The sequence below is a fragment of the Micromonospora chalcea genome (assembly GCF_002926165.1).
In the GTDB taxonomy this organism is placed as follows: Bacteria; Actinomycetota; Actinomycetes; order Mycobacteriales; family Micromonosporaceae; genus Micromonospora; species Micromonospora chalcea.
Genome location: NZ_MAGP01000107.1, coordinates 1 through 20558, shown reverse-complemented (window position 1 = coordinate 20558; position 20558 = coordinate 1). Strand labels below are relative to the sequence as shown.

General features: G+C 70.2%; 31 protein-coding genes. 30 read left to right on the top strand and 1 reads right to left on the bottom strand.

Annotated elements, in window-relative coordinates; genetic code table 11:
- Positions 1–30 precede the first annotated feature (30 nt).
- The 27 genes from rplV to truA all read left to right on the top strand — a co-directional run bounded on the left by rplV (position 31) and on the right by truA (position 15349).
- Positions 31–480 carry a 50S ribosomal protein L22 gene (rplV, locus tag BAW75_RS13075; RefSeq protein ID WP_018784552.1) on the top strand — a complete coding sequence of 150 codons (450 nt, stop codon included), beginning with the start codon at positions 31–33 and terminating at the stop codon, positions 478–480.
- Positions 480–1367, top strand: coding sequence for a 30S ribosomal protein S3 (rpsC, locus tag BAW75_RS13070; protein ID WP_104113749.1), 888 nt, complete (start codon positions 480–482; stop codon positions 1365–1367). Before rplV ends, rpsC begins: the two co-directional genes overlap by 1 nt.
- 3 nt (positions 1368–1370) lie before the next feature.
- Positions 1371–1796, top strand: coding sequence for a 50S ribosomal protein L16 (gene rplP, locus BAW75_RS13065; protein ID WP_007465292.1), 426 nt, complete (start codon positions 1371–1373; stop codon positions 1794–1796).
- Complete coding sequence (rpmC, locus tag BAW75_RS13060) at positions 1796–2032, top strand: 50S ribosomal protein L29 (protein WP_013288628.1); 237 nt, start codon at positions 1796–1798, stop codon at positions 2030–2032. Before rplP ends, rpmC begins: the two co-directional genes overlap by 1 nt.
- Complete coding sequence (gene rpsQ, locus BAW75_RS13055) at positions 2029–2304, top strand: 30S ribosomal protein S17 (protein ID WP_030501606.1); 276 nt, start codon at positions 2029–2031, stop codon at positions 2302–2304. Before rpmC ends, rpsQ begins: the two co-directional genes overlap by 4 nt.
- A 98-nt stretch (positions 2305–2402) precedes the next feature.
- Entirely contained in the window at positions 2403–2771 is a 369-nt protein-coding gene (rplN, locus tag BAW75_RS13050; protein ID WP_007073026.1) for a 50S ribosomal protein L14, read from the top strand.
- On the top strand, positions 2768–3088 hold the full coding sequence (rplX, locus tag BAW75_RS13045; protein ID WP_013288626.1) for a 50S ribosomal protein L24: 321 nt from the start codon (positions 2768–2770) through the stop codon (positions 3086–3088). The genes rplN and rplX overlap by 4 nt, the downstream gene beginning before the upstream one ends.
- Positions 3088–3657, top strand: coding sequence for a 50S ribosomal protein L5 (gene rplE, locus BAW75_RS13040; protein ID WP_018784556.1), 570 nt, complete (start codon positions 3088–3090; stop codon positions 3655–3657). The genes rplX and rplE overlap by 1 nt, the downstream gene beginning before the upstream one ends.
- A gap of 1 nt (position 3658) precedes the next feature.
- Positions 3659–3844 carry a type Z 30S ribosomal protein S14 gene (locus BAW75_RS13035; protein WP_007073023.1) on the top strand — a complete coding sequence of 62 codons (186 nt, stop codon included), beginning with the start codon at positions 3659–3661 and terminating at the stop codon, positions 3842–3844.
- A 98-nt stretch (positions 3845–3942) separates the two neighbouring features.
- A complete protein-coding gene (gene rpsH, locus BAW75_RS13030) occupies positions 3943–4350 on the top strand; it encodes a 30S ribosomal protein S8 (protein ID WP_013288624.1) in 408 nt (135 codons plus the stop codon).
- A 16-nt stretch (positions 4351–4366) separates the two neighbouring features.
- Positions 4367–4909 (top strand): 50S ribosomal protein L6, encoded by a 543-nt coding sequence (rplF, locus tag BAW75_RS13025; protein WP_013288623.1) that lies wholly within the window; start codon positions 4367–4369, stop codon positions 4907–4909.
- A gap of 67 nt (positions 4910–4976) precedes the next feature.
- On the top strand, positions 4977–5366 hold the full coding sequence (rplR, locus tag BAW75_RS13020; RefSeq protein WP_030501605.1) for a 50S ribosomal protein L18: 390 nt from the start codon (positions 4977–4979) through the stop codon (positions 5364–5366).
- A gap of 33 nt (positions 5367–5399) precedes the next feature.
- Entirely contained in the window at positions 5400–6014 is a 615-nt protein-coding gene (rpsE, locus tag BAW75_RS13015; protein ID WP_013288621.1) for a 30S ribosomal protein S5, read from the top strand.
- Entirely contained in the window at positions 6014–6196 is a 183-nt protein-coding gene (gene rpmD / locus BAW75_RS13010; RefSeq protein ID WP_013473693.1) for a 50S ribosomal protein L30, read from the top strand. The genes rpsE and rpmD overlap by 1 nt, the downstream gene beginning before the upstream one ends.
- Complete coding sequence (gene rplO / locus BAW75_RS13005) at positions 6196–6639, top strand: 50S ribosomal protein L15 (RefSeq protein ID WP_018784561.1); 444 nt, start codon at positions 6196–6198, stop codon at positions 6637–6639. Before rpmD ends, rplO begins: the two co-directional genes overlap by 1 nt.
- Before the next feature lie 238 nt (positions 6640–6877).
- Positions 6878–8206: a preprotein translocase subunit SecY gene (gene secY / locus BAW75_RS13000; RefSeq protein WP_043328244.1), complete on the top strand. Its 1329-nt coding sequence runs from the start codon at positions 6878–6880 to the stop codon at positions 8204–8206.
- Positions 8207–8860 carry an adenylate kinase gene (locus BAW75_RS12995; protein WP_030501603.1) on the top strand — a complete coding sequence of 218 codons (654 nt, stop codon included), beginning with the start codon at positions 8207–8209 and terminating at the stop codon, positions 8858–8860.
- Between the two features lie 97 nt (positions 8861–8957).
- A complete protein-coding gene (map, locus tag BAW75_RS12990; protein WP_030501602.1) occupies positions 8958–9812 on the top strand; it encodes a type I methionyl aminopeptidase in 855 nt (284 codons plus the stop codon).
- 83 nt (positions 9813–9895) lie between these two features.
- On the top strand, positions 9896–10414 hold the full coding sequence (locus BAW75_RS12985; RefSeq protein WP_043330929.1) for a DUF1707 SHOCT-like domain-containing protein: 519 nt from the start codon (positions 9896–9898) through the stop codon (positions 10412–10414).
- A gap of 232 nt (positions 10415–10646) precedes the next feature.
- The gene (infA, locus tag BAW75_RS12980; RefSeq protein WP_007073013.1) at positions 10647–10868 is read left to right on the top strand and encodes a translation initiation factor IF-1; all 222 of its coding nucleotides are present in this window, start codon (positions 10647–10649) and stop codon (positions 10866–10868) included.
- A gap of 92 nt (positions 10869–10960) precedes the next feature.
- Positions 10961–11074 carry a 50S ribosomal protein L36 gene (gene rpmJ / locus BAW75_RS12975; RefSeq protein ID WP_012184307.1) on the top strand — a complete coding sequence of 38 codons (114 nt, stop codon included), beginning with the start codon at positions 10961–10963 and terminating at the stop codon, positions 11072–11074.
- 210 nt (positions 11075–11284) lie between these two features.
- The gene (gene rpsM, locus BAW75_RS12970) at positions 11285–11665 is read left to right on the top strand and encodes a 30S ribosomal protein S13 (protein WP_013288614.1); all 381 of its coding nucleotides are present in this window, start codon (positions 11285–11287) and stop codon (positions 11663–11665) included.
- An 18-nt stretch (positions 11666–11683) separates the two neighbouring features.
- A complete protein-coding gene (rpsK, locus tag BAW75_RS12965; RefSeq protein WP_013288613.1) occupies positions 11684–12091 on the top strand; it encodes a 30S ribosomal protein S11 in 408 nt (135 codons plus the stop codon).
- Positions 12092–12105: 14 nt separating this feature from the next.
- Positions 12106–12732 carry a 30S ribosomal protein S4 gene (rpsD, locus tag BAW75_RS12960; RefSeq protein ID WP_018784565.1) on the top strand — a complete coding sequence of 209 codons (627 nt, stop codon included), beginning with the start codon at positions 12106–12108 and terminating at the stop codon, positions 12730–12732.
- 95 nt (positions 12733–12827) lie between these two features.
- Complete coding sequence (locus BAW75_RS12955) at positions 12828–13850, top strand: DNA-directed RNA polymerase subunit alpha (RefSeq protein ID WP_007073009.1); 1023 nt, start codon at positions 12828–12830, stop codon at positions 13848–13850.
- 34 nt (positions 13851–13884) lie between these two features.
- Positions 13885–14445 carry a 50S ribosomal protein L17 gene (gene rplQ / locus BAW75_RS12950; RefSeq protein WP_030501600.1) on the top strand — a complete coding sequence of 187 codons (561 nt, stop codon included), beginning with the start codon at positions 13885–13887 and terminating at the stop codon, positions 14443–14445.
- Positions 14446–14515: 70 nt separating this feature from the next.
- A complete protein-coding gene (gene truA, locus BAW75_RS12945) occupies positions 14516–15349 on the top strand; it encodes a tRNA pseudouridine(38-40) synthase TruA (protein ID WP_043328248.1) in 834 nt (277 codons plus the stop codon).
- Between the two features lie 7 nt (positions 15350–15356).
- On the opposite strand, the gene BAW75_RS12940 is transcribed toward truA, so the two are convergent.
- On the bottom strand, positions 15357–16568 hold the full coding sequence (locus BAW75_RS12940) for a hypothetical protein (protein WP_244206106.1): 1212 nt from the start codon (positions 16566–16568) through the stop codon (positions 15357–15359).
- A 125-nt stretch (positions 16569–16693) separates the two neighbouring features.
- Between BAW75_RS12940 and BAW75_RS12935 the strand changes: the two genes are divergently transcribed.
- From BAW75_RS12935 to BAW75_RS12925, 3 genes are read left to right on the top strand one after another with little or no spacing between them, the layout of a single operon-like run.
- Positions 16694–17299 (top strand): class I SAM-dependent methyltransferase, encoded by a 606-nt coding sequence (locus tag BAW75_RS12935; protein WP_104113748.1) that lies wholly within the window; start codon positions 16694–16696, stop codon positions 17297–17299.
- Between the two features lie 41 nt (positions 17300–17340).
- Positions 17341–19020: an ABC-F family ATP-binding cassette domain-containing protein gene (locus BAW75_RS12930; RefSeq protein ID WP_104113747.1), complete on the top strand. Its 1680-nt coding sequence runs from the start codon at positions 17341–17343 to the stop codon at positions 19018–19020.
- A gap of 37 nt (positions 19021–19057) precedes the next feature.
- Positions 19058–20020 carry an aldo/keto reductase gene (locus tag BAW75_RS12925; RefSeq protein ID WP_176722774.1) on the top strand — a complete coding sequence of 321 codons (963 nt, stop codon included), beginning with the start codon at positions 19058–19060 and terminating at the stop codon, positions 20018–20020.
- The last annotated feature ends 538 nt before the right edge of the window (positions 20021–20558 follow it).

Genomic DNA, 20558 nt, shown 5'->3' with positions numbered 1-20558 from the left:
ATACGGATAGAGGAACAAGGGGTTACAGCGATGCCAGGAAAGGGCGACGCTCCGGTGCTTCCGGGCGCGCGGGCGGTTGCGCGGCACGTGCGCATCTCGCCGATGAAGGCGCGCCGGGTGGTCAACCTCGTCCGCGGCCTGCCCGCGAAGGAGGCGCTCACGGTGCTGCAGTTCGCGCCGCAGGCTGCGAGCGAGCAGGTGTACAAGGTGCTCGCGAGCGCGATCGCCAACGCGGAGAACAACGAGCGGCTGGACCCCGACGCGCTGCTCGTCAGTGAGGCGTTCGTCGACGAGGGCCCGACCATGAAGCGGTTCCGGCCGCGTGCGCAGGGCCGGGCGTACCGGATCCGCAAGCGCACCTGCCACATCACCGTGGCGGTCGAGGCGGTCGCGCCGGCCGCGCCGAAGAAGTCGGCGAAGAAGGCCGCTCCGGCCAAGCCGGCCGCCGAGGAGCAGAGCACGACGGAGGGTGCCGAGTAATGGGTCAGAAGGTTCACCCGACCGGGTTCCGGCTCGGCATCTCGACCGACTGGAAGTCCCGCTGGTTCGCGGACAAGCTCTACAAGGACTACATCGGCGAGGACGTCAAGATCCGCCGCATGATGTCCAAGGGCCTCGAGCGCGCGGGCATCTCCAAGGTCGACATCGAGCGCACCCGGGACCGGGTCCGCGTCGACATCCACACCGCCCGGCCGGGCATCGTCATCGGCCGTAAGGGTGCGGAGGCCGACCGGATCCGCGGCGAGCTGGAGAAGCTCACCGGCAAGCAGGTCCAGCTGAACATCATCGAGGTCAAGAACCCCGAGTCGGACGCGCAGCTGGTCGCCCAGGGCGTTGCCGAGCAGCTGTCCAGCCGGGTCAGCTTCCGTCGGGCCATGCGCAAGGCGATGCAGTCCGCGATGAAGAACCCCGCCTGCAAGGGCATCCGGGTTCAGGTCTCGGGCCGTCTCGGCGGCGCCGAGATGAGCCGGACCGAGTTCTACCGCGAGGGCCGGGTTCCGCTGCACACGCTGCGGGCCAACATCGAGTACGGCTTCTTCGAGGCCCGTACCACCTTCGGCCGGATCGGCGTGAAGGTCTGGATCTACAAGGGCGACGCCGTCCCGGGCCGCGAGGCCCCCGCCATGGACGCCCCGTCGCGCGGCCCGCGCCGCGACCGTGGCGACCGGCCGGACCGGCCGCGCCGTGGCCGCTCGGGCTCGTCCGGTACGACCGCCGGTGGCACCGAGGCCGGCCGGGCTGCCGCGACCACCATCGCGCAGCAGGCGGAGACGCCGGCCGGTGAGCCGGTCGACAGCAGCGCTGTCGCCGCAGCCGCCTCGGCTCCGGTCGGTAACCAGCCGGCAGAAACGCAGCAGGAGGGCTGACAGATGCTGATGCCGCGCAAGCCCCCGAAGGGCTTCCGCAAGCCGCACCACCCGGACCGCAGCGGCGCGTCCAAGGGTGGTAACCGGGTGGTGTTCGGCGAGTTCGGGATCCAGGCTCTCGAGCCGGCGTACGTGACCAACCGCCAGATCGAGTCGGCGCGTATCGCGATGACCCGTCACATCAAGCGTGGCGGCAAGGTCTGGATCACGATCTTCCCGGACCAGGCCCTCACCAAGAAGCCGGCCGAGACCCGGATGGGTTCCGGTAAGGGTTCGCCCGAGTGGTGGGTCGCCAACGTGAAGCCGGGGCGGGTCCTCTTCGAGATGTCCTTCCCCAACGAGCAGATCGCGCGAGAGGCGATGCGTCGCGCGATCCACAAGCTCCCGATGAAGTGCCGCATTGTTACGCGCGAAGTGGGTGAATCCTGATGGCAGCGGGCGTCAAGCCCTCCGAGCTGCGTGAGCTCTCCGAGGAGGAGCTGGTCACGAAGTTGCGCGAGGCTAAGGCGGAGCTGTTCAACCTCCGCGTGCAGGCCGCAACCGGGCAGCTGGACAACAACCGGCGGCTGCAGGTCATCCGTCGGGAGATCGCCCGGATCTACACGATCATGCGTGAGCGTGAGCTGGGTCTCTCGGCCGCGCCGACTGAGGTGACTGCATCATGAGTGAGAACACCACCGCCCCCGCGCGGGCCCGCCGCAAGGTTCGCGAGGGCCTCGTGGTCAGCGACAAGATGGACAAGACCGTCGTGGTCGAGGTCGAGGACCGCGTCAAGCACGCGCTGTACGGCAAGATCATGCGCCGTACGAGCAAGCTGAAGGTGCACGACGAGCAGAACTCGGCCGGCATCGGCGACCGGGTCCTGATCATGGAGACCCGGCCGCTGTCCGCCACCAAGCGCTGGCGGCTCGTGGAGATCCTCGAGAAGGCCAAGTAGCGAAGGCTCGAGCTCGGCCGGGTCTCGGTCGGGCGCAGGTTCCGCCAGGCTCCGGCCGCCCCGAGCGGCCGGAGAACCGGCAGACATAGGAGATAGACGTGATTCAGCAGGAGTCGCGACTGCGCGTCGCCGACAACACGGGTGCCCGGGAGATCCTGTGCATCCGGGTGCTCGGCGGCTCCGGTCGGCGCTACGCGAGCATCGGCGACGTCATCGTGGCGACCGTCAAGGACGCGATCCCCGGTGCCGGTGTGAAGAAGGGCGACGTCGTCAAGGCTGTCGTCGTTCGGACCGCCAAGGAGAAGCGGCGGCCGGACGGGTCGTACATCCGCTTCGACGAGAACGCCGCCGTCATCATCAAGGACGGTGGGGACCCGCGCGGTACCCGTATCTTCGGCCCGGTCGGCCGGGAGCTGCGGGACAAGCGGTTCATGAAGATCATCTCTCTCGCGCCGGAGGTGTTGTGACCGTGAAGGTCAAGAAGGGCGACACGGTCGTCGTCATCGCCGGCAAGGACAAGGGTGCCAAGGGCAAGGTCATCGCGGCCTACCCGCGGCAGGACAAGGTCCTGGTCGAGGGCGTGAACCGGGTCAAGAAGCACACCCGTATCAGCACCACCCAGCGTGGCGCCAAGACCGGTGGCATCGTCACCCAGGAGGCCCCGATCCACGTCTCGAACGTGATGGTCCTGGACTCCGACGGCAAGCCGACCCGCGTCGGCTACCGGATCGACGACAACGGCCAGAAGGTCCGCATCGCGCGTAGCACCGGTAAGGACCTCTGATGACCACGGCTACCGAAACCAAGACCCTGCCGCGCCTCAAGGAGCGGTACCGCAACGAGGTGGTGGCCGAGCTGCAGAAGCAGTTCGAGTTCGCCAACCCGATGCAGGTGCCGCGGCTGGTCAAGATCGTCGTCAACATGGGTGTCGGCGAGGCTGCTCGCGACGCCAAGCTGATCGACGGGGCCGTTCGCGACCTGGCCACCATCACCGGCCAGAAGCCGCAGGTCCGGCGGGCCACCAAGTCCATCGCGCAGTTCAAGCTCCGCGAGGGCATGCCGATCGGCGCGAAGGTCACCCTCCGTGGCGACCGGATGTGGGAGTTCCTGGACCGGCTGCTCTCGATCGCGCTGCCGCGTATCCGCGACTTCCGCGGCCTGGACGGGCGCAAGCTCGACGGGCACGGCAACTACACGTTCGGCCTGACCGAGCAGTCGGTGTTCCACGAGATCGATCAGGACAAGATCGATCGCCAGCGGGGCATGGACATCACGGTGGTCACGACCGCCACGACCGACGACGAGGGCCGGGCGCTGCTCAAGCTCCTGGGCTTCCCGTTCAAGGAGAACTGAGATGGCCAAGAAGGCGCTGATCCTCAAGGCGGCCGCGAAGCCGAAGTTCTCGGTTCGCGCGTACACCCGCTGCCAGCGGTGCGGGCGTCCGAAGGCGGTCTACCGCAAGTTCGGTCTCTGCCGGGTGTGCATCCGGGAGATGGCCCACCGCGGTGAGCTGCCCGGCGTGTCCAAGGCTTCCTGGTAATAGCCCGGCGCGCTCCGGCGCGTCAGCTGAACTGTCTCTTCGCCGTAGGCCCCGGGCCTGGCCCGGGGAACCCCGGCGAGAAAGGTTGACGAGTTTTCATGACGATGACCGACCCGATCGCAGACATGCTCACGCGTCTGCGTAACGCCAACCAGGCGTACCACGACCGGGTGACGATGCCCTACTCGAAGATCAAGGCGAACATCGCCGAGGTCCTCAAGGCCGAGGGTTACATCGCCACCTGGTCGGTCGAGGAGCCCGAGGAGGGCGCCGTCGGCAAGCGACTGGTCGTCGAGCTGAAGTACGGCCAGAACCGCGAGCGGAGCCTGGCCGGCATCAAGCGCGTGTCCAAGCCCGGTCTCCGGGTGTACGCCAAGTCGGACGGGCTCCCGCGGGTGCTCGGCGGGCTGGGCGTGGCGATCATTTCGACGTCCCAGGGGCTGCTCACCGACCGGCAGGCCCGCAAGCGGAGCGTTGGCGGGGAAGTCCTCGCCTTCGTCTGGTAACGGGAGACAGGTAGAAATGTCGCGTATTGGACGTAAGTCGATCCCGGTGCCTGCCGGCGTCGACATCACGATCGACGGCCGGACCGTCAAGGTCAAGGGCCCCAAGGGCGAACTGAGCCACGTGCTGGCCGAGCCGATCACGGCGGAGCGGGGCGAGGACGGCGAGCTGCACGTCAACCGGCCCAACGACGAGCGCAAGGCCAAGGAGCTGCACGGCCTGAGCCGGACGCTGGTGGCCAACATGATCGTCGGCGTGACCGAGGGCTACCGCAAGAGCCTGGAGATCGCCGGCACCGGTTACCGCGTGACCGCCAAGGGCAAGGACCTGGAGTTCGCGCTCGGGTTCTCGCACCCGGTCCTCGTGCCGGCGCCGGAGGGCATCACCTTCACGGTCGAGAAGCCGACGCTGTTCCACGTGGCCGGCATCGACAAGCAGCAGGTCGGTGAGGTCGCCGCCAACATCCGGAAGATCCGCCCGCCGGAGCCCTACAAGGGCAAGGGCGTGAAGTACCAGGGCGAGGTCATCCGCCGCAAGGCTGGTAAGGCGGGCAAGAAGTGACCGCGGCCATCAACACCCGGGCGAGGTCGTCCGCCGGCCGTGAGGCCGTGAGAAAGGCAGGTAAGAAGTGAGCGCCACGCTGCTCAAGCGCCGCCGCGGCGTCGCCGCCAAGCGTGCCGTCGGGCGTGCGCGTCGGCACTTCCGGGTCCGCAAGAACGTCAGCGGCACCGCCGAGCGTCCCCGCCTCGTCGTCACCCGCTCCCTGCGGCACATGGTGGCCCAGGTCGTGGACGACACCAAGGGTCACACCCTGGCGTCGGCCTCGACCATGGACGCCTCGCTGCGCGGCGCCGAGGGCGACAAGAGCGCCCTGGCCGGCAAGGTCGGCGCCCTGCTCGCCGAGCGCGCCAAGGCCGCCGGCGTCTCGAAGGTCGTCTTCGACCGCGGTGGCAACCGGTACGCGGGGCGTGTCGCCGCGCTTGCCGACGCCGCCCGCGAAGCCGGGCTCGAGTTCTAGAAACCCCGTCACGAGAGAGAAGGAAGGCTGCTGATGCCAGGTCAACAGCGCCGTGGCGGCGGGTCCGGTGGCAACGAGGGTGGTCGCCGCGACAACCGCCGTGAGGGCGGCCGCGGAAACGCGCCCGTCGAGAAGACCCCGCACCTCGAGCGGGTCGTCGCGATCAACCGCGTCGCCAAGGTCGTGAAGGGTGGTCGTCGCTTCAGCTTCACCGCCCTGGTGATCGTGGGCGACGGCGACGGCACCGTCGGTGTGGGCTACGGAAAGGCCAAGGAGGTGCCCGCGGCGATCGCCAAGGGTGTCGAGGAGGCCAAGAAGCACTTCTTCAAGGTGCCGCGGATCGGTCAGTCGATCCCGCACCCGGTCACGGGCGAGGACGCGGCCGGTGTGGTGCTGCTCAAGCCGGCCTCCGCCGGTACGGGTGTCATCGCCGGTGGTCCGGTGCGTGCCGTGCTGGAGTGCGCGGGCATCCACGACGTGCTCTCCAAGAGCCTCGGCTCGTCCAACCCGATCAACATCGTGCACGCCACGGTGGCGGCCCTGAAGGGGCTCGAGTCCCCGGAGCAGGTCGCGGCCCGTCGTGGTCTGCCGGTCGAGGACGTCGCGCCGGCCGCCATGCTGGCGTCGCGGGCGGGGGTGGCGTCCTGATGGCACGCCTGAAGGTCACCCAGGTCCGGTCCGAGATCGGGACCAAGAAGAACCAGCGTGACTCGCTGCGTTCGCTCGGTCTCAAGCGGATCAACGACGTGGTGGTCAAGGAGGACCGGCCGGAGATCCGCGGCATGATCTTCACGGTCAACCACCTCGTGAAGGTCGAGGAGGTCGAGTAATGACGATCAAGGTGCACCACCTGCGTCCGGCTCCGGGTGCCAAGACCGACAAGACCCGCGTGGGTCGCGGTGAGGGCTCGAAGGGCAAGACCGCCGGTCGCGGTACCAAGGGTTCGAAGGCCCGGAAGAACATCTCGCCGGCGTTCGAGGGTGGGCAGATGCCCATCCACATGCGCCTGCCGAAGATGAAGGGCTTCAAGAACAAGTTCAAGGTCGTGTTCCAGGTGGTCAACCTGGACCGGCTGGCCGAGCTGTTCCCGAACGGCGGCCAGGTCGGCCCGGTCGAGCTGGTCGAGGCCGGCGCGGTCCGCAAGGGTCACCCGGTCAAGGTGCTCGGCACCGGCGACCTCGGTGGCGTGTCTCTCCAGGTCTCGGCGCACGCGTTCAGCGCGTCGGCCAAGGAGAAGATCACCGCCGCCGGTGGCTCGGTCACCGAGCTGTAAGGCGATGTTCATGGCGCCCGCTCAGTTGTTCGCAACTGGGCGGGCGCCATGGTCTACCGGCCACGTGTGCGCCGGGTAACATCGGATTCGTTTTATGTAGCCGGGCACATCTGCCCGGAGGGGGATCGGACTGTTAGAGTCCGTTCCCAGCCATGGAATCCGGGCACGCCGCCCGGCCACACCACCCCGCCCCGCCAGGATTCGTCACCGGCGGCCCGCGTCGCGCAGGAGGAAGAAGTTGCTGTCCGCCTTTCTCAGTGCGTTCCGTACGCCTGACCTGCGCAAGAAGCTGCTGTTCACAGTAGGCATCATCGCGGTCTACCGGCTGGGCGCCACGATGCCCAGCCCAGGCGTCTCGTACGGCAACGTGCAGAAGTGTCTCGACACCATCCAGGGTGGCAGCACCGGCGTGCTCAACCTGCTGGATCTCTTCTCCGGTGGCGCGCTGCTCCAGCTCTCGGTCTTCGCGCTGGGCATCATGCCCTACATCACCGCGTCGATCATCCTGCAGCTGCTGACGGTGGTGATCCCGCGCCTGGAGCAGCTCCGAAAGGAGGGCCAGGCCGGGCAGGCCAAGATCACGCAGTACACCCGCTACCTGACGCTGGGTCTGGGCGTTCTGCAGGCCTCGGCGTTCGTGGCGCTGGCCCGCTCCGGGCAGCTGTTCAACAATCAGTGCGACCAGTTCCCGATCGTGCCCCGCGGCACCGGCATCCCGGACTGGCTGACGCTGACGATCCTGGTCATGACCATGACCGCCGGCACCGGCGTGGTGATGTGGCTCGGCGAGCTGATCACCGACCGGGGCGTCGGCAACGGCATGTCCGTGCTGATCTTCACCTCGATCGCGGCCCGGCTCCCCAGTGAGGGCTGGAAGATCAAGACCACCAAGGGCTGGGGGATGTTCCTCCTCGTCATCGCCCTGGTGCTGGTGGTCATCACCGCTGTCACGTTCATCGAGCAGGCGCAGCGCCGCATCCCGGTGCAGTACGCCAAGCGCATGATCGGCCGGCGGATGTACGGCGGCACGTCGACCTACATCCCGCTGAAGGTGAACCAGGCCGGCGTCATCCCGGTCATCTTCGCCTCGTCGCTGCTCTACCTGCCGCAGCTCGCGCTCCAGTTCTTCGATCAGAACGACCCGGGCAAGGTCCAGGCGTGGATCCAGAACCACATCGTGAAGGCGAGCGCGCCGGAGCACATCGCGATCTACTTCCTGCTGATCATCTTCTTCACGTACTTCTACGTGTCGATCACGTTCAACCCGACCGAGGTCGCGGACAACATGAAGAAGTACGGCGGCTTCGTGCCGGGTATCCGCCCCGGCAAGCCGACCGCCGAGTACCTCGACTTCATCCTCAGCCGGATCACCCTGCCGGGCGCGCTCTACCTGGGCATCGTCGCGATCCTGCCGAACTTCTTCTTCATCTGGCTGGACAACCAGCAGTTCCAGAACTTCCCGTTCGGCGGCACCGCTGTGCTGATCATGGTTGGCGTCGGTCTGGAGACCGTGAAGCAGATCGAAAGCCAACTCATGCAGCGGAACTACGAAGGGTTCCTGCGGTAGATGCGACTCGTTCTGGTTGGCCCGCCGGGCGCGGGCAAAGGCACACAGGCGGAGTTCATCGCCGCTCACCTCTCGGTGCCGAAGATCTCGACCGGTGACATCTTCCGGGCGAACGTCTCCCAGGGCACGCCCCTGGGAGTCGAGGCCAAGCGGTACATGGACGCCGGCAAGCTGGTCCCGGACGAGGTCACCATCAACATGGTGCGTGACCGGCTCGCCGAGCCGGACGCGAGCGAGGGCTTCCTGCTCGACGGCTTCCCGCGGACCACGCCGCAGGCCGCCGCGCTGGACAAGCTCCTCGCCGACCTCGGCACCGCGCTGGACCTGGTCCTGGAACTGGTCGTCGACGACGACGAGGTGATCCGGCGGCTGTCCGGCCGGCGCACCTGCCGGGGCTGCGGCAAGATCTGGCACGTCGAGTTCGACGCGACCAGCCGGGAGGGCATCTGCGACCGCTGCGGCGCGGAGCTGTTCCAGCGGGACGACGACAAGCCGGAGACCATCGCCGCCCGGCTGCGCGAGTACGCCGAGAAGACCGCGCCGCTGGTCGACTACTACGGCGCCCAGGGCAAGCTGGTCGGCATCGACGCGACCGGTCCGGTGGAGGACGTCACCGTCCGCGCCATCGACGCGCTGCGCTCGTACGGCGGCTGAGGTCCCACCCGCCACCCGGCGGATAGAGTGCGAACAGCGGGGTACGTGCGACGTGCCCCGCTGCTCCGCGTACGCGCGACGAAAGGTAACCACCACCATGCGCCGTCACCAGCTGGACATCCAGCTGAAGACCCCCGAGCAGATCGAGCTGATGCGGGCCGCCGGTCTGGTCGTCGCCCGTGCCCTGCGCCGGATGCGGGAAGCGGTGGCGCCGGGCGTGTCGACGGCAGACCTGGACGCGATCGCCGAGTCGACGATCCGCGAGGCCGGCGCGGTGCCGTCCTTCAAGGGCTACCACGGCTTCCCGGCGTCGATCTGCTCCTCGGTCAACCAGCAGGTGGTGCACGCCATCCCGTCGCCCCAGCAGGTGCTGCGCGAGGGTGACCTGATCTCGATCGACTGCGGCGCGGTGCTGGACGGCTGGCACGGCGACGCGGCCGTCACGGTGCCGGTCGGCGAGGTCGACCCGGCGCTGCTGAGGATGACGGCGGTGGCCGAGGACGCGATGTGGGCCGGGATCGCGGCGGCGGCGCGCGGGGCGGCCTCGGGCAAGGGCCGGCTCACCGACATCTCCCACGCGGTCGAGAGCGCGGTCCGCAAGGGCGGCCGGTACGGCATCGTCGACGGCTACGGCGGTCACGGCATCGGCACCGAGATGCACCAGGACCCGCATGTGCTCAACCACGGGCGCCCCGGCAAGGGGCCGCGTCTGGTGCCGGGCCTGGCGCTCGCCATCGAGCCGATGATCACCATGGGTTCGCCGCGTACGGTCGAGCTGGCCGACGGCTGGACCGTGGTGACCCGGGACGGCTCCATGGCGGTGCACGTGGAGCACTCGATGGCGCTGCTGGACGACGGCGTGTGGGTGCTGACCGCCGAGGACGGCGGACGGGGTCGCCTGGGCGACCTGGTGACCGCCCGGCAGACGTCTGTCGACTCTCCGGCGGTCTGAGCGGGCGCACGCCCTTCCCGGGCGCCGTGCTGCGGGCCTGGCGGCCGGATGACATGCTTGCTCCCATGGATGAGCGCAACCGGATGCGGGCGGCCGACGCGGACCGGGAGGCCACCGCGGATCGTCTCCGGGCGGCGCTGAACGAGGGCCGGCTCGACCTGAACGAGTACGACGAGCGGCTGCGCCGGGCGTACGGGGCGAAGACCTACGGCGAGCTGGACGAGCTGCTGACCGACCTGCCCGGTTCCCGGCCGGCGGAGACTTCGCTGCCGGCTCCGCGCACGGCCGGGAAGAGCCCGGCGGTTGATCGGGACCAGGCGGCCGTGAGCACGCGCAGCGTCTGGCTGCTGGGGGTGTGGGGGCCCTGGCTGAAGGTGGCCCTGATCCTCACCGCGATCTGGTTCGTCTCCCAGCTGGGTGAGGGCGAGTTCGACGACTACTGGCCGATCTGGGTGCTCGGCCCGTGGGGCGCCGTGGTGCTCTACCAGACGATCCAGGGGCTGGCGCACGGCGCGCCGGAGAAGGACGCGGAGCGCCGGCGGCGCAAGCAGGTCGAGCGGGAGGCGCGCCGCCGGGCGAAGCGGGAGCTGCCGGAGACGTGAGCTGCGTCATATTCACGCCCTGCGGGTGACGGTCCCGCCGGTCGGTTTGGCGAGCGCGCGCGGGTCGGCGTACACTTTCAGATCGGCGCACAGCGTCCACTCCGCCATGCCCACCCTGCGCTTCGGTGGGAGTCGGAGCCGCGGCTGGCGCGGGTTTCCTGATCTTGGTCAGTTCTCCCGTGTAAGACGTTGTGGGCCGTCCGGAGTAACCGACGTCAGGACAGCGGAGGACATGCCGAAAAAAGACGGAGCCATCGAGATCGAGGGTCGGGTCATCGAGCCCCTGCCGAACGCCATGTTCCGGGTGGAGCTCGCGAACGGTCACAAGGTGCTGGCTCACATCAGCGGCAAGATGCGGCAGCACTACATCCGCATCCTGCCGGAGGACCGGGTCGTCGTCGAACTCTCGCCGTACGACCTGACCCGCGGGCGCATCGTCTACCGCTACAAGTAAGCCTGACGGCGGCCGGGACGTTCCCGTGTCCGTCTTCGACGTCCGGGTCGCGCTGCGTCGCGCCTCCGGGCCAGATGGGAAGTAAGGCAACCGTGAAGGTCAAGCCGAGCGTCAAGAGGATCTGCAACAAGTGCCGGGTGATCCGCCGGCACGGCCGGGTCATGGTCATCTGCACCGACCCGCGCCACAAGCAGCGCCAGGGCTGACGCCCCACACATCACCAACTCGTCCCAGCCGCGGTCGGGCGCGCAGCGCGTACCCCCTCGTGGTTGACCCCCGGTCGGAGGCCGGGGCCCGCTCGGGCAGCGACCCGTCCCGGTCGCCGGCGTTCGTCGCCGGAAGGACAGGGAGGGTCGGGTAGCGGGGTGGGACGGGTCCACACCTCCGCCACAACATCACGAGGAGTACGCCCGCACATGGCACGTCTAGTCGGCGTGGATCTCCCCCGCGAGAAGCGGATGGAGATCGCGCTCACCTACATCTTCGGGGTCGGTCGCACCCGCGCCCTGGAGACGCTCGCCGCGACCGGCATCTCGCCGGACAAGCGCGTTCGGGACCTCACGGACGAGGAGCTCGTCGAGCTCCGGAACCACATCGAGGGCAACTACAAGGTTGAAGGCGACCTGCGCCGCGAGGTCGCCGCTGACATCCGCCGCAAGGTCGAGATCGGCTGCTACGCCGGTATCCGGCACCGCCGCGGTCTGCCCGTGCGTGGTCAGCGCACGAAGACCAACGCGCGGACCCGGAAGGGCCCGAAGCGGACCGTGGCCGGCAAGAAGAAGCCCGGCAAGAAGTAACTAGGAGCGCACAGACTTATGCCACCGAAGGCTCGTGCCGGAGCCGCCGTCAAGAAGGTCCGGCGCAAGGAACGCAAGAACGTCGCCCACGGGCAGGCGCACATCAAGAGCACCTTCAACAACACCATCGTGTCCATCACGGACCCGACCGGTGCGGTCATCTCCTGGGCCTCCTCCGGCCAGGTCGGCTTCAAGGGCTCCCGCAAGTCGACTCCGTTCGCCGCGCAGCTCGCCGCCGAGGCCGCCGCGCGCCGCGCGATGGAGCACGGCATGCGCAAGGTCGACGTGTTCGTCAAGGGCCCCGGCTCCGGCCGGGAGACCGCCATCCGTTCGCTGCAGGCAGTGGGCCTCGAGGTCGGGCAGATCTCCGACGTCACGCCGCAGCCGCACAACGGGTGCCGTCCGCCGAAGCGTCGCCGGGTCTGAGAGGTTAGAGAGAGATGGCTCGTTACACCGGTGCTGACTGCCGCCGTTGCCGGCGGGAGAAGATGAAGCTGTTCCTCAAGGGCAGCAAGTGCGATGGCCCGAAGTGCCCGTTCGAGTCCCGGCCGTTCCCGCCCGGGCAGCACGGCCGCGGCCGCACGAAGGAGACGGAGTACCTGCTCCAGCTTCGTGAGAAGCAGAAGGCCCGTCGTGTCTACGGCGTGCTGGAGAAGCAGTTCCGCGGCTACTACGAAGAGGCCGTGAGCAAGGAGGCCAAGACCGGCGAGGTCCTGCTGCAGATCCTCGAGTCGCGGCTGGACAACGTGGTCTACCGGGCCGGCTACGCCAAGTCCCGGGACATGGCCCGCCAGCTGGTCAAGCACGGCCACTTCACGGTGAACGGCAAGAAGGTCGACATCCCGTCGTACCGGGTCAAGGAGCACGACATCGTCGAGGTGCGTGCCAAGAGCAAGGAGCTCACCCCGTTCCTCGTGGCGCAGGGTGAGGCCGGCTCGCGGACCGTTCCGGCGTGGCTGGAGGCGATCCCGAGCCAGCTGAAGATCCTCGTGCACTCGCTCCCGGCCCGCCAGGTGATCGACACCCAGGTCCAGGAGCAGCTGATCGTCGAGCTCTACTCCAAGTAAGGGCTCGTTGCGGTGGCCCGTCCTCCGGGGCGGGCCACCGGAACAGTTGTGTCGCGGGCGTCAAATAGCGGGCGCCCCGGAAGAGAAGAGAAAAGATGCTCATCAGCCAGCGACCGTCTCTCTCCGAAGAGTCGATCAACGAGACCCGCTCCCGGTTCACCATCGAGCCGCTGGAGCCCGGCTTCGGCTACACGCTGGGCAACTCGCTGCGGCGTACGCTGCTGTCCTCCATCCCCGGTGCGGCGGTCACCTCGATCAAGATCGACGGTGTGCTGCACGAGTTCACCACGATCCCCGGGGTCAAGGAGGACGTGGTCGAGCTCGTCATGAACATCAAGGAGCTGTGCGTCAGCTCCGAGCACGACGAGCCGGTCAGCATGTACCTGCGCAAGCAGGGCCCGGGCGACGTGACCGCCGGCGACATCCAGCCCCCGGCCGGTGTCTCGGTGCACAACCCGGACCTGAAGCTCGCCACCCTCAACGGCAAGGGCCGGCTCGACATGGAGCTGACCGTCGAGCGGGGTCGCGGCTACGTCACCGCGGCGCAGAACAAGCAGGCGGGCGCCGAGATCGGCCGGATCCCGGTCGACTCGATCTACTCGCCGGTGCTCAAGGTGACGTACCGGGTCGAGGCGACCCGTGTCGAGCAGCGGACCGACTTCGACCGGCTGATCATCGACGTCGAGACCAAGCCGTCGATGGGCCCGCGTACCGCGCTGGCCTCGGCCGGCTCGACGCTGGTGGAGCTGTTCGGGCTCGCCCGTGAGCTGGACGAGACCGCTGAGGGCATCGACATCGGGCCGTCCCCGCAGGACGCCCAGCTGGCGGCCGACCTGGCCCTGCCGATCGAGGAGCTGGACCTGACCGTCCGCTCCTACAACTGCCTCAAGCGCGAGGGCATCAACTCCGTTGGTGAGCTCATCGGGCGTACCGAGGCCGACCTCCTCGACATCCGCAACTTCGGCCAGAAGTCGATCGACGAGGTCAAGATGAAGCTCGCCGGGATGGGCCTGGGGCTGAAGGACTCGGCTCCGAACTTCGACCCGGCGCACGTCGTGGACGCCTTCGGTGAGGCGGACTACGACACCGACGACTACCGCGAGACCGAGCAGCTCTAGTCCGCGCTGCCGCCACACCTGAGGAGCACCAAGCATGCCCACGCCCACCAAGGGCCCCCGCCTCGGCGGCAGCCCCGCGCACGAGCGGCTGATGCTGGCCAACCTGGCCACCGCGCTGTTCCAGCACGGCAAGATCCAGACCACCGAGACGAAGGCCCGGCGGCTGCGTCCGCTGGCCGAGCAGCTCATCACCAAGGCCAAGCGCGGCGACCTCGCCTCGCGTCGCCGGGTGCTGGGCGTCGTCAAGGACAAGGACGTGGTCTACGCCCTGTTCGACCAGATCGCGCCCCGGTACGCCAACCGCAACGGTGGCTACACCCGGATCGTGAAGACCGGTCCGCGCAAGGGTGACGCCGCTCCGATGGCGATCATCGAGCTGGTGGAGGAGCTTCAGGTCGCCGAGCCGAAGGCGAACAAGAAGACCGCCGCCCGCAAGGCCGCGCAGCAGGACAAGGTCGAGGCCCTGGCCCCGGCCGAGGAGAAGCCGCGCTCCAGCGAGGGCGACCAGGACGCCGAGGCCCCGGTCTCCGCGTCGGGTGACACCGCCGCCGCCCGTGAGGACAGCGACGAGGCCACCGAGAACGACAAGGCCTGAGATCAGGCTCGACCGGGCCCGGCATCCCCTCGGGGGTGCCGGGCCCGTCGCCGTCGACAGGAGGTACGAGGTGGACGAGCGGATCCGGCTGCGGCTGGACGTCTCGTACGACGGCACGGACTTCTCCGGCTGGGCGCCCCAGCCGACCCGGCGCACCGTGGCCGGCGTGCTCATGCAGACGCTGGACCTGGTGCTCGGCGCGGGCACGGCGACCGGCCTGACGGTGGCCGGGCGTACCGACGCCGGGGTGCACGCCACCGGGCAGGTCTGCCACCTCGACCTGCCCGCCGCGGTGTGGCGGGAGCACGAGGGGCGGCTGCTGCGCCGGCTGGCCCGGCTCCTCCCGCCGGATGTGCGGGTACGCGCCATGACCGAGGTGCCGGCCGACTTCGACGCCCGCTTCTCGGCCACGTTCCGGCGCTACGAGTACCGGGTCACCGACGCCCCCTGGGGCGCCGAGCCGCTGCGCCGCCGGGACACCCTGGCCTGGCCGAAGCCGCTGGACCTCGCGGCGCTGAACGCCGCCGCGGCCGGGCTGGTGGGCGAGCACGACTTCGCCGCGTACTGCCGGCGCAAGGAGAACGCCACCACGCTGCGCGAGGTGACCCGGCTGGACTGGCGGCGCGACCCGGACGGGATCCTGGTCGCCACCGTGCAGGCCGACGCGTTCTGCCAGAACATGGTGCGCAGCCTGGTCGGGGCGATGCTGGTGGCCGGGGACGGGCGGCGGCCGGTGCAGTGGCCGGCCGGCCTGCTGACCCGGCGTGAGCGCTCCAGCGAGGTGACAGTGGCGCCCGCGCACGGCCTCGCCCTGGTCGCTGTGGGCTACCCGGCCGACCCGGCCGAGTACGCCCGCCGCGCCGATCTGACCCGCCGGTTGCGGGTGCCGGTGGCCGAGGGCTGACCGGAGGTCAGTCGGTGCCCCGCTGACCGGCGCTGTCCCCGGCCGACTCCGCGTCGGGCTGCCCGGCCGTTCCGGCCGCCGCACGACGGTCCAGCACAGCCCGGTTGAGGTGCAGCTCGACCATGTCGTACATGATCTCGCGGGCGGCTGCGTCGTCGCTGGGGATGCGTTCCCCGTCGGCGCGCGTGACCAGGCAGTAGGCGACGTAGTGTCCGCGTACCTGCCAGGCGACCCGGGCCGCGGCCATCTCCACCACCTCGGTGTCGTCGCCCGCCGCCATGCCACGGAACCGTCCCTGGCGCGCGTCGAGCAGCGGCCGGATGCGGTCGCGTACCCGCTGGGCGGTGGCCACGTCGGTGAGGTTGAACAGACCGGCGGTGATCAGGTGGTCGCCGTCGGGGGAGCGGAGCGTGCCCCGCACGACCTGGTTGCAGCCGAGCCGGACCAGCAGGTCGGCGATCTCGCCGGTGGCCGCGACCTGACACTTCGTACTGGCCTGGGTCTTGAGCACCCGGTACGCCGGCTTCCCGTCGGTGAGCACCAGGTCCTTGGTCGGGAAGACCTCCTTGGCGGTGAGCGTCGCCTGGTCGGTGTCCCGGGAGTCCAGGTCGGTGCCGCCGGCCGGGGTGCTCGACTCGCTCGGCTGCGGGGTCGGCTGGCCGGCGGACGGCGTGGCCGTCCGCTCGTCCAGCAGCGCCGCGACGGCGAGCCCGGTGAGCGAGAGCAGCAGCAGTACGGCGGCGCCACCGACGAGCGCCTGCCAGAACCGGCTGCCGCCGTTGCGGCGGTCGGCGCGCCGGGCCCGGGGCAGTTCGGAGACGTCGCCGGCGCGGGCGGTCGGGTTGGCGGGGATCGGCACTGTCGGCCGGTTCGTCGCCGCCGGTACGGGCGCGGGCATGGGTGGCGCGGGCTGCGGCACCGGGGACGGCTCCCGTGGTGGCGCGGGCCGTCCCGGTGTCGGCGCCGGGGCCGGTGGCGCCGGAGCAGGTGCGCGGGTGTCGTCCGCCACCGCCTGTCCGTCGGGGTCGTCCTGCCCGGCCGCGCCGGCCGGCGGCAGCGCCGGTTGCGGGCGCGGCGGCGGGGGCAGCGACGGCGTGGGGAACCGGGAGCGTGACGGACCCGCGGGCGGCGGCGTCGTGGCTGCGGGCCCGTGCGGGGCCGACCCGGGCTTCGGGTACTCCAGGAAGGCGTCCTCATCGGACTCGTACCGGTACACCATGTGGCATAGAGTAGGACTGATTGTCCCTTTCAGGGGTAATATCGGGAAATTCTGGCGGAGTGGCGTCCGGCTCCGCCCCTGACACCGTTGCCGGAACCGCCCCGGCCCGGTGCGAGAATGCCTGCGTGACCGGCGACCACTACTTCACCGCTGAGCCCTCGGCCCCGGCCCGCCCGCGCGAGGTCGAGTTCACAGTCGCCGGGCGCGACTACACGCTCGGCTCGGCCGGTGGCGTCTTCTCCGCCGACCGGCTCGACCCCGGCACCGCCGTGCTGCTGCGCAAGGCCGACCTGCCGGCCGCCGACGTCACCGGCGCGCTGCTCGACATCGGCTGCGGCTTCGGCCCGATCACCTGCGTCCTCGCCACTGTCGCGCCGGAGGCCACCGTCTGGGCCGTGGACGTCAACGAGCGGGCCCGCGCCCTCACCACCGCCAACGCGGCAAGGGTCGGCGCCGCCGACCGGGTACGCGCCGTCGCGCCCGACGAGCTGCCGGCCGACGTCACCTTCACGCAGATCTGGTCCAACCCGCCCATCCACATCGGCAAACCGGAACTGCACGGCCTGCTGCGGCGCTGGCTGCCCCGGCTCGCCCCGGACGGCGTGGCCTGGCTCGTCGTCGCCCGGCACCTCGGCGGCGACTCGCTGCACCGCTGGCTGGTAGAGCAGGGCTGGTCCGTCGAGCGGCACGCCAGCCAGAAGGGCTACCGGGTGCTGCGCGTCACCCGGTAATCCGGTGTCGTCCAGCGGCCCGGCTCGGGCAGGATGCCCGCGTGGGATACGTGGACGTGGCAGCGGTCGGGCACATCCTCCCGGACGGGCGTGAGCTGTTCAGCGACGTCTCGTTCCGGGTCGGTGAGGGTGCCAAGGTGGCGCTGGTCGGCCCGAACGGCGCCGGCAAGACCACGCTGCTGCGGATGGTCGCCGGTGACCTGCCGGTGAAGACCGGCGCGATCGCGCGCTCCGGCGGGCTGGGCGTGATGCGGCAGTTCATCGGCATGATCGGCGACGAGTCCACGCTCGCCGATCTGGCGCTCTCCCTCGCCCCGCCCGCGCTGCGCGACGCCGGGCGGCGGCTCGCCGAGACCGAGGCGGCCATGCGCGCGGCCGAGGTCCGCGGCAAGTACAGCTCCGCCGCCGCCAAGGCCCAGCTCGCGTACGCCGAGGCGCTCGCCGCCTGGGGCGAGACCGGCGGTTACGACGCGGAGGTCCTCTTCGACACCGTCGCCACCATCGTGCTGGACCTGCCGTGGGACAGCGCCCGGGACCGGCCGGTCCGCACGCTCTCCGGCGGCCAGCAGAAACGCTTCGCGCTGGAACTGCTGCTGCGCGGCCCGGACGAGGTGCTGCTGCTCGACGAGCCGGACAACTTCCTCGACGTACCCGGCAAACGCTGGCTGGAGGGGCGGCTGCGCGAGTCGGCCAAGTCCGTGCTGTACGTCTCACACGACCGGGAACTGCTGGCCCAGACCGCCGACCGGGTCGTCGCGGTGGAGGGCGGCAGCGCCTGGGTGCACCCGGGCGGCTTCGCGAGCTGGCACGACGCCCGGGTCGCCCGGCACGCCCGCCTCGACGAGCTGCGCAAACGCTGGGACGAGGAGCACCAGAAGCTGCGCGAGCTGATGCTGATGTACAAGCAGAAGGCCGCGTACAACGACGGGATGGCGTCCCGCTACCAGGCCGCGCAGACCCGGCTGCGCAAGTTCGAGGAGGCCGGGCCGCCGCCCGTACCCCCGAAGGACCAGGACATCCGGATGCGCCTGACCGGCGGACGGACCGGCAAGCGCGCGGTGATCGCCGAGCAGTTGGAGCTGGACGGCCTGACGTACCCGTTCGACCTGGAACTCTGGTACGGCGACCGGGTCGCGGTGCTCGGCGCGAACGGCACCGGCAAGTCGCACTTCCTGCGCCTGCTGGCCCGCGGCGGCACCGACCCGGAGCCGGGCAACACCCCGGTCGACGGCGCCGCCGCGCTCGCGCCGGTCGCGCACGGCGGCGTGGTCCGGCTCGGCGCGCGGGTGCGGCCCGGGCACTTCTCGCAGACCCACGACCGCCCCGAGCTGATGGCGAAGACGCTGGTCGAGGTGCTGTGGCGCGGCGACGAGCACCGGGCCGGCATGGACCGGCACGCGGCCATGGCGGCGCTGTCCCGGTACGAGCTGGCCGGGCAGGGCGACCAGCGGTTCGGCACGCTCTCCGGCGGTCAGCTGCCCCTCTACCTGGTGCTGCTGCTGGAACTGTCCGGGGCGACGCTGCTGCTGCTCGACGAGCCCACCGACAACCTCGACCTGGCCTCGGCCGAGGCGCTGGAAGCCGGGCTGACCGCGTTCGAGGGAACTGTCGTCGCGGTCACCCACGACAGGTGGTTCACCCGTACCTTCGACCGGTTCGTGCTGTTCCGGGGCGACGGTGACGTGGTGGAGACGCCGGAACCGGTCTGGGACGTGGCCTGAGCCGCTCCCCGGGTGGGCCCCGGGGAGCGGGCATAGGGTGGATCTCGTGAGTGAGATGACCTATCGCCGGCTGGGCGACTCCGGGCTCGTGGTGTCAGTGGTCGGCATCGGCTGCAACAACTTCGGCCGCAAACTCGACCTCGACGGCACCCGGGCGGTGGTCGACGCCGCCCTCGACGCCGGGATCAACTTCTTCGACACCGCCGACATCTACGGCGAGCCGCAGGGCGCCTCCGAGGAACTGCTCGGCCAGGCGCTCAAAGGCCGCCGCGACGACGTGGTGGTGGCCACCAAGTTCGGCATGGACATGCACGGCGCGAACGGGCCGGACCACGACGCCCGGGGTGCCCGCCGCTACATCGCCCGCGCCGTCGAGGCGTCGCTGCGCCGGCTCGGCACCGACCACATCGACCTGTACCAGATGCACGAGCCCGACCCGGGCACCCCGATCGACGAGACGCTCGCCGCGCTCGACGACCTGGTGACCGCCGGCAAGGTGCGCTACCTGGGCAACTCCAACTTCGCCGGCTGGCAGATCGCCGACGCCGACTGGACCGCGTCGTCGCAGGGGCGTACCCGGTTCATCTCCGCGCAGAACCACTACTCGCTGGTGGAACGCGGGGTGGAGGCCGAGGTGATCCCGGCGTGCGAGCGGTTCGGCCTCGGCATGCTGCCGTTCTTCCCGCTGGCCAACGGGCTGCTCACCGGCAAGTACAAGCGCGGCGAGGCGCCCCCGGCCGGTAGCCGGCTGGCCGGCGGCGGCCGGTACGCCGAGCGGCTGGCCGCCGCGCGCTGGGACGTCATCGAGGCGATCGATGCGTACGCGGCCGAGCGCGGCATCAGCATGCTGCACGTGGCCATCGGCGGCCTGGCGGCCCGTCCCGCGGTGACGTCCGTGATCGCCGGCGCCACCACTCCCGACCAGGTGAAGGCGAACGCCGAAGCCGGCACGTGGCAGCCGTCCGACGAGGACCTGGCCGCCTTGGACGCCATCCTCTGACTGTCCGCGCCCGCGCGCTCGGGCTTGCACGTCGGGCGTGTGCTGGCGCGCTCGGGCTTGCACGTCGGGGCGTGTGCTGGCGCGCTCGGGCCTGCACGCCGGGCGTGTGCTGGCGCGTCGGGGCGTGTGCTCGTGTGTCGGGTGTGTGCGTCGGGGCGTGTGCTCACCCGTTTGGGCCTGCGCACACCGGGCTGCCCGCGCGCTCAGCTCACCCACGCGTTCGGCTCCGCCCGCACGTGGACTGTGCGCCCTCGGTTGGGGGCGCGCCGGCGCGGCCTGCGCCCCATCAAGGCTCGCCCACGCGTCAGGCACCCATAGCGTGCCACCCACAGGCAGCGCTCACGACGAGTGGAACACCATGGGTGTCATAAGGGCCTTGAGACACCCATGGCGTTCCACTCGGGGCTGGATCTGGCGACGAGTGGAACGCGATGGGTGTTTGCGGGCGGGCCTCTGACGCCCGTGGTGTCTCGGGCGGCTCGACGGGTGGCGAACCGGGGACCCAACGGGTGGCGGGCGGCGAAATGGGGGCCCGGTG

Bases quoted from the DNA above. Each gene is read 5' to 3' on its own strand.
- rplV (WP_018784552.1), top strand. From the start codon at position 31: ATGCCAGGAAAGGGCGACGCTCCGGTGCTTCCGGGCGCGCGGGCGGTT.
- rpsC (WP_104113749.1), top strand. From the start codon at position 480: ATGGGTCAGAAGGTTCACCCGACCGGGTTCCGGCTCGGCATCTCGACC.
- rplP (WP_007465292.1), top strand. From the start codon at position 1,371: ATGCTGATGCCGCGCAAGCCCCCGAAGGGCTTCCGCAAGCCGCACCAC.
- rpmC (WP_013288628.1), top strand. From the start codon at position 1,796: ATGGCAGCGGGCGTCAAGCCCTCCGAGCTGCGTGAGCTCTCCGAGGAG.
- rpsQ (WP_030501606.1), top strand. From the start codon at position 2,029: ATGAGTGAGAACACCACCGCCCCCGCGCGGGCCCGCCGCAAGGTTCGC.
- rplE (WP_018784556.1), top strand. From the start codon at position 3,088: ATGACCACGGCTACCGAAACCAAGACCCTGCCGCGCCTCAAGGAGCGG.
- BAW75_RS13035 (WP_007073023.1), top strand. From the start codon at position 3,659: ATGGCCAAGAAGGCGCTGATCCTCAAGGCGGCCGCGAAGCCGAAGTTC.
- rpsH (WP_013288624.1), top strand. From the start codon at position 3,943: ATGACGATGACCGACCCGATCGCAGACATGCTCACGCGTCTGCGTAAC.
- rplF (WP_013288623.1), top strand. From the start codon at position 4,367: ATGTCGCGTATTGGACGTAAGTCGATCCCGGTGCCTGCCGGCGTCGAC.
- rpsE (WP_013288621.1), top strand. From the start codon at position 5,400: ATGCCAGGTCAACAGCGCCGTGGCGGCGGGTCCGGTGGCAACGAGGGT.
- rpmD (WP_013473693.1), top strand. From the start codon at position 6,014: ATGGCACGCCTGAAGGTCACCCAGGTCCGGTCCGAGATCGGGACCAAG.
- rplO (WP_018784561.1), top strand. From the start codon at position 6,196: ATGACGATCAAGGTGCACCACCTGCGTCCGGCTCCGGGTGCCAAGACC.
- BAW75_RS12995 (WP_030501603.1), top strand. From the start codon at position 8,207: ATGCGACTCGTTCTGGTTGGCCCGCCGGGCGCGGGCAAAGGCACACAG.
- map (WP_030501602.1), top strand. From the start codon at position 8,958: ATGCGCCGTCACCAGCTGGACATCCAGCTGAAGACCCCCGAGCAGATC.
- BAW75_RS12985 (WP_043330929.1), top strand. From the start codon at position 9,896: ATGCGGGCGGCCGACGCGGACCGGGAGGCCACCGCGGATCGTCTCCGG.
- infA (WP_007073013.1), top strand. From the start codon at position 10,647: ATGCCGAAAAAAGACGGAGCCATCGAGATCGAGGGTCGGGTCATCGAG.
- rpsM (WP_013288614.1), top strand. From the start codon at position 11,285: ATGGCACGTCTAGTCGGCGTGGATCTCCCCCGCGAGAAGCGGATGGAG.
- rpsK (WP_013288613.1), top strand. From the start codon at position 11,684: ATGCCACCGAAGGCTCGTGCCGGAGCCGCCGTCAAGAAGGTCCGGCGC.
- rpsD (WP_018784565.1), top strand. From the start codon at position 12,106: ATGGCTCGTTACACCGGTGCTGACTGCCGCCGTTGCCGGCGGGAGAAG.
- BAW75_RS12955 (WP_007073009.1), top strand. From the start codon at position 12,828: ATGCTCATCAGCCAGCGACCGTCTCTCTCCGAAGAGTCGATCAACGAG.
- rplQ (WP_030501600.1), top strand. From the start codon at position 13,885: ATGCCCACGCCCACCAAGGGCCCCCGCCTCGGCGGCAGCCCCGCGCAC.
- BAW75_RS12940 (WP_244206106.1), bottom strand. From the start codon at position 16,568: ATGGTGTACCGGTACGAGTCCGATGAGGACGCCTTCCTGGAGTACCCG.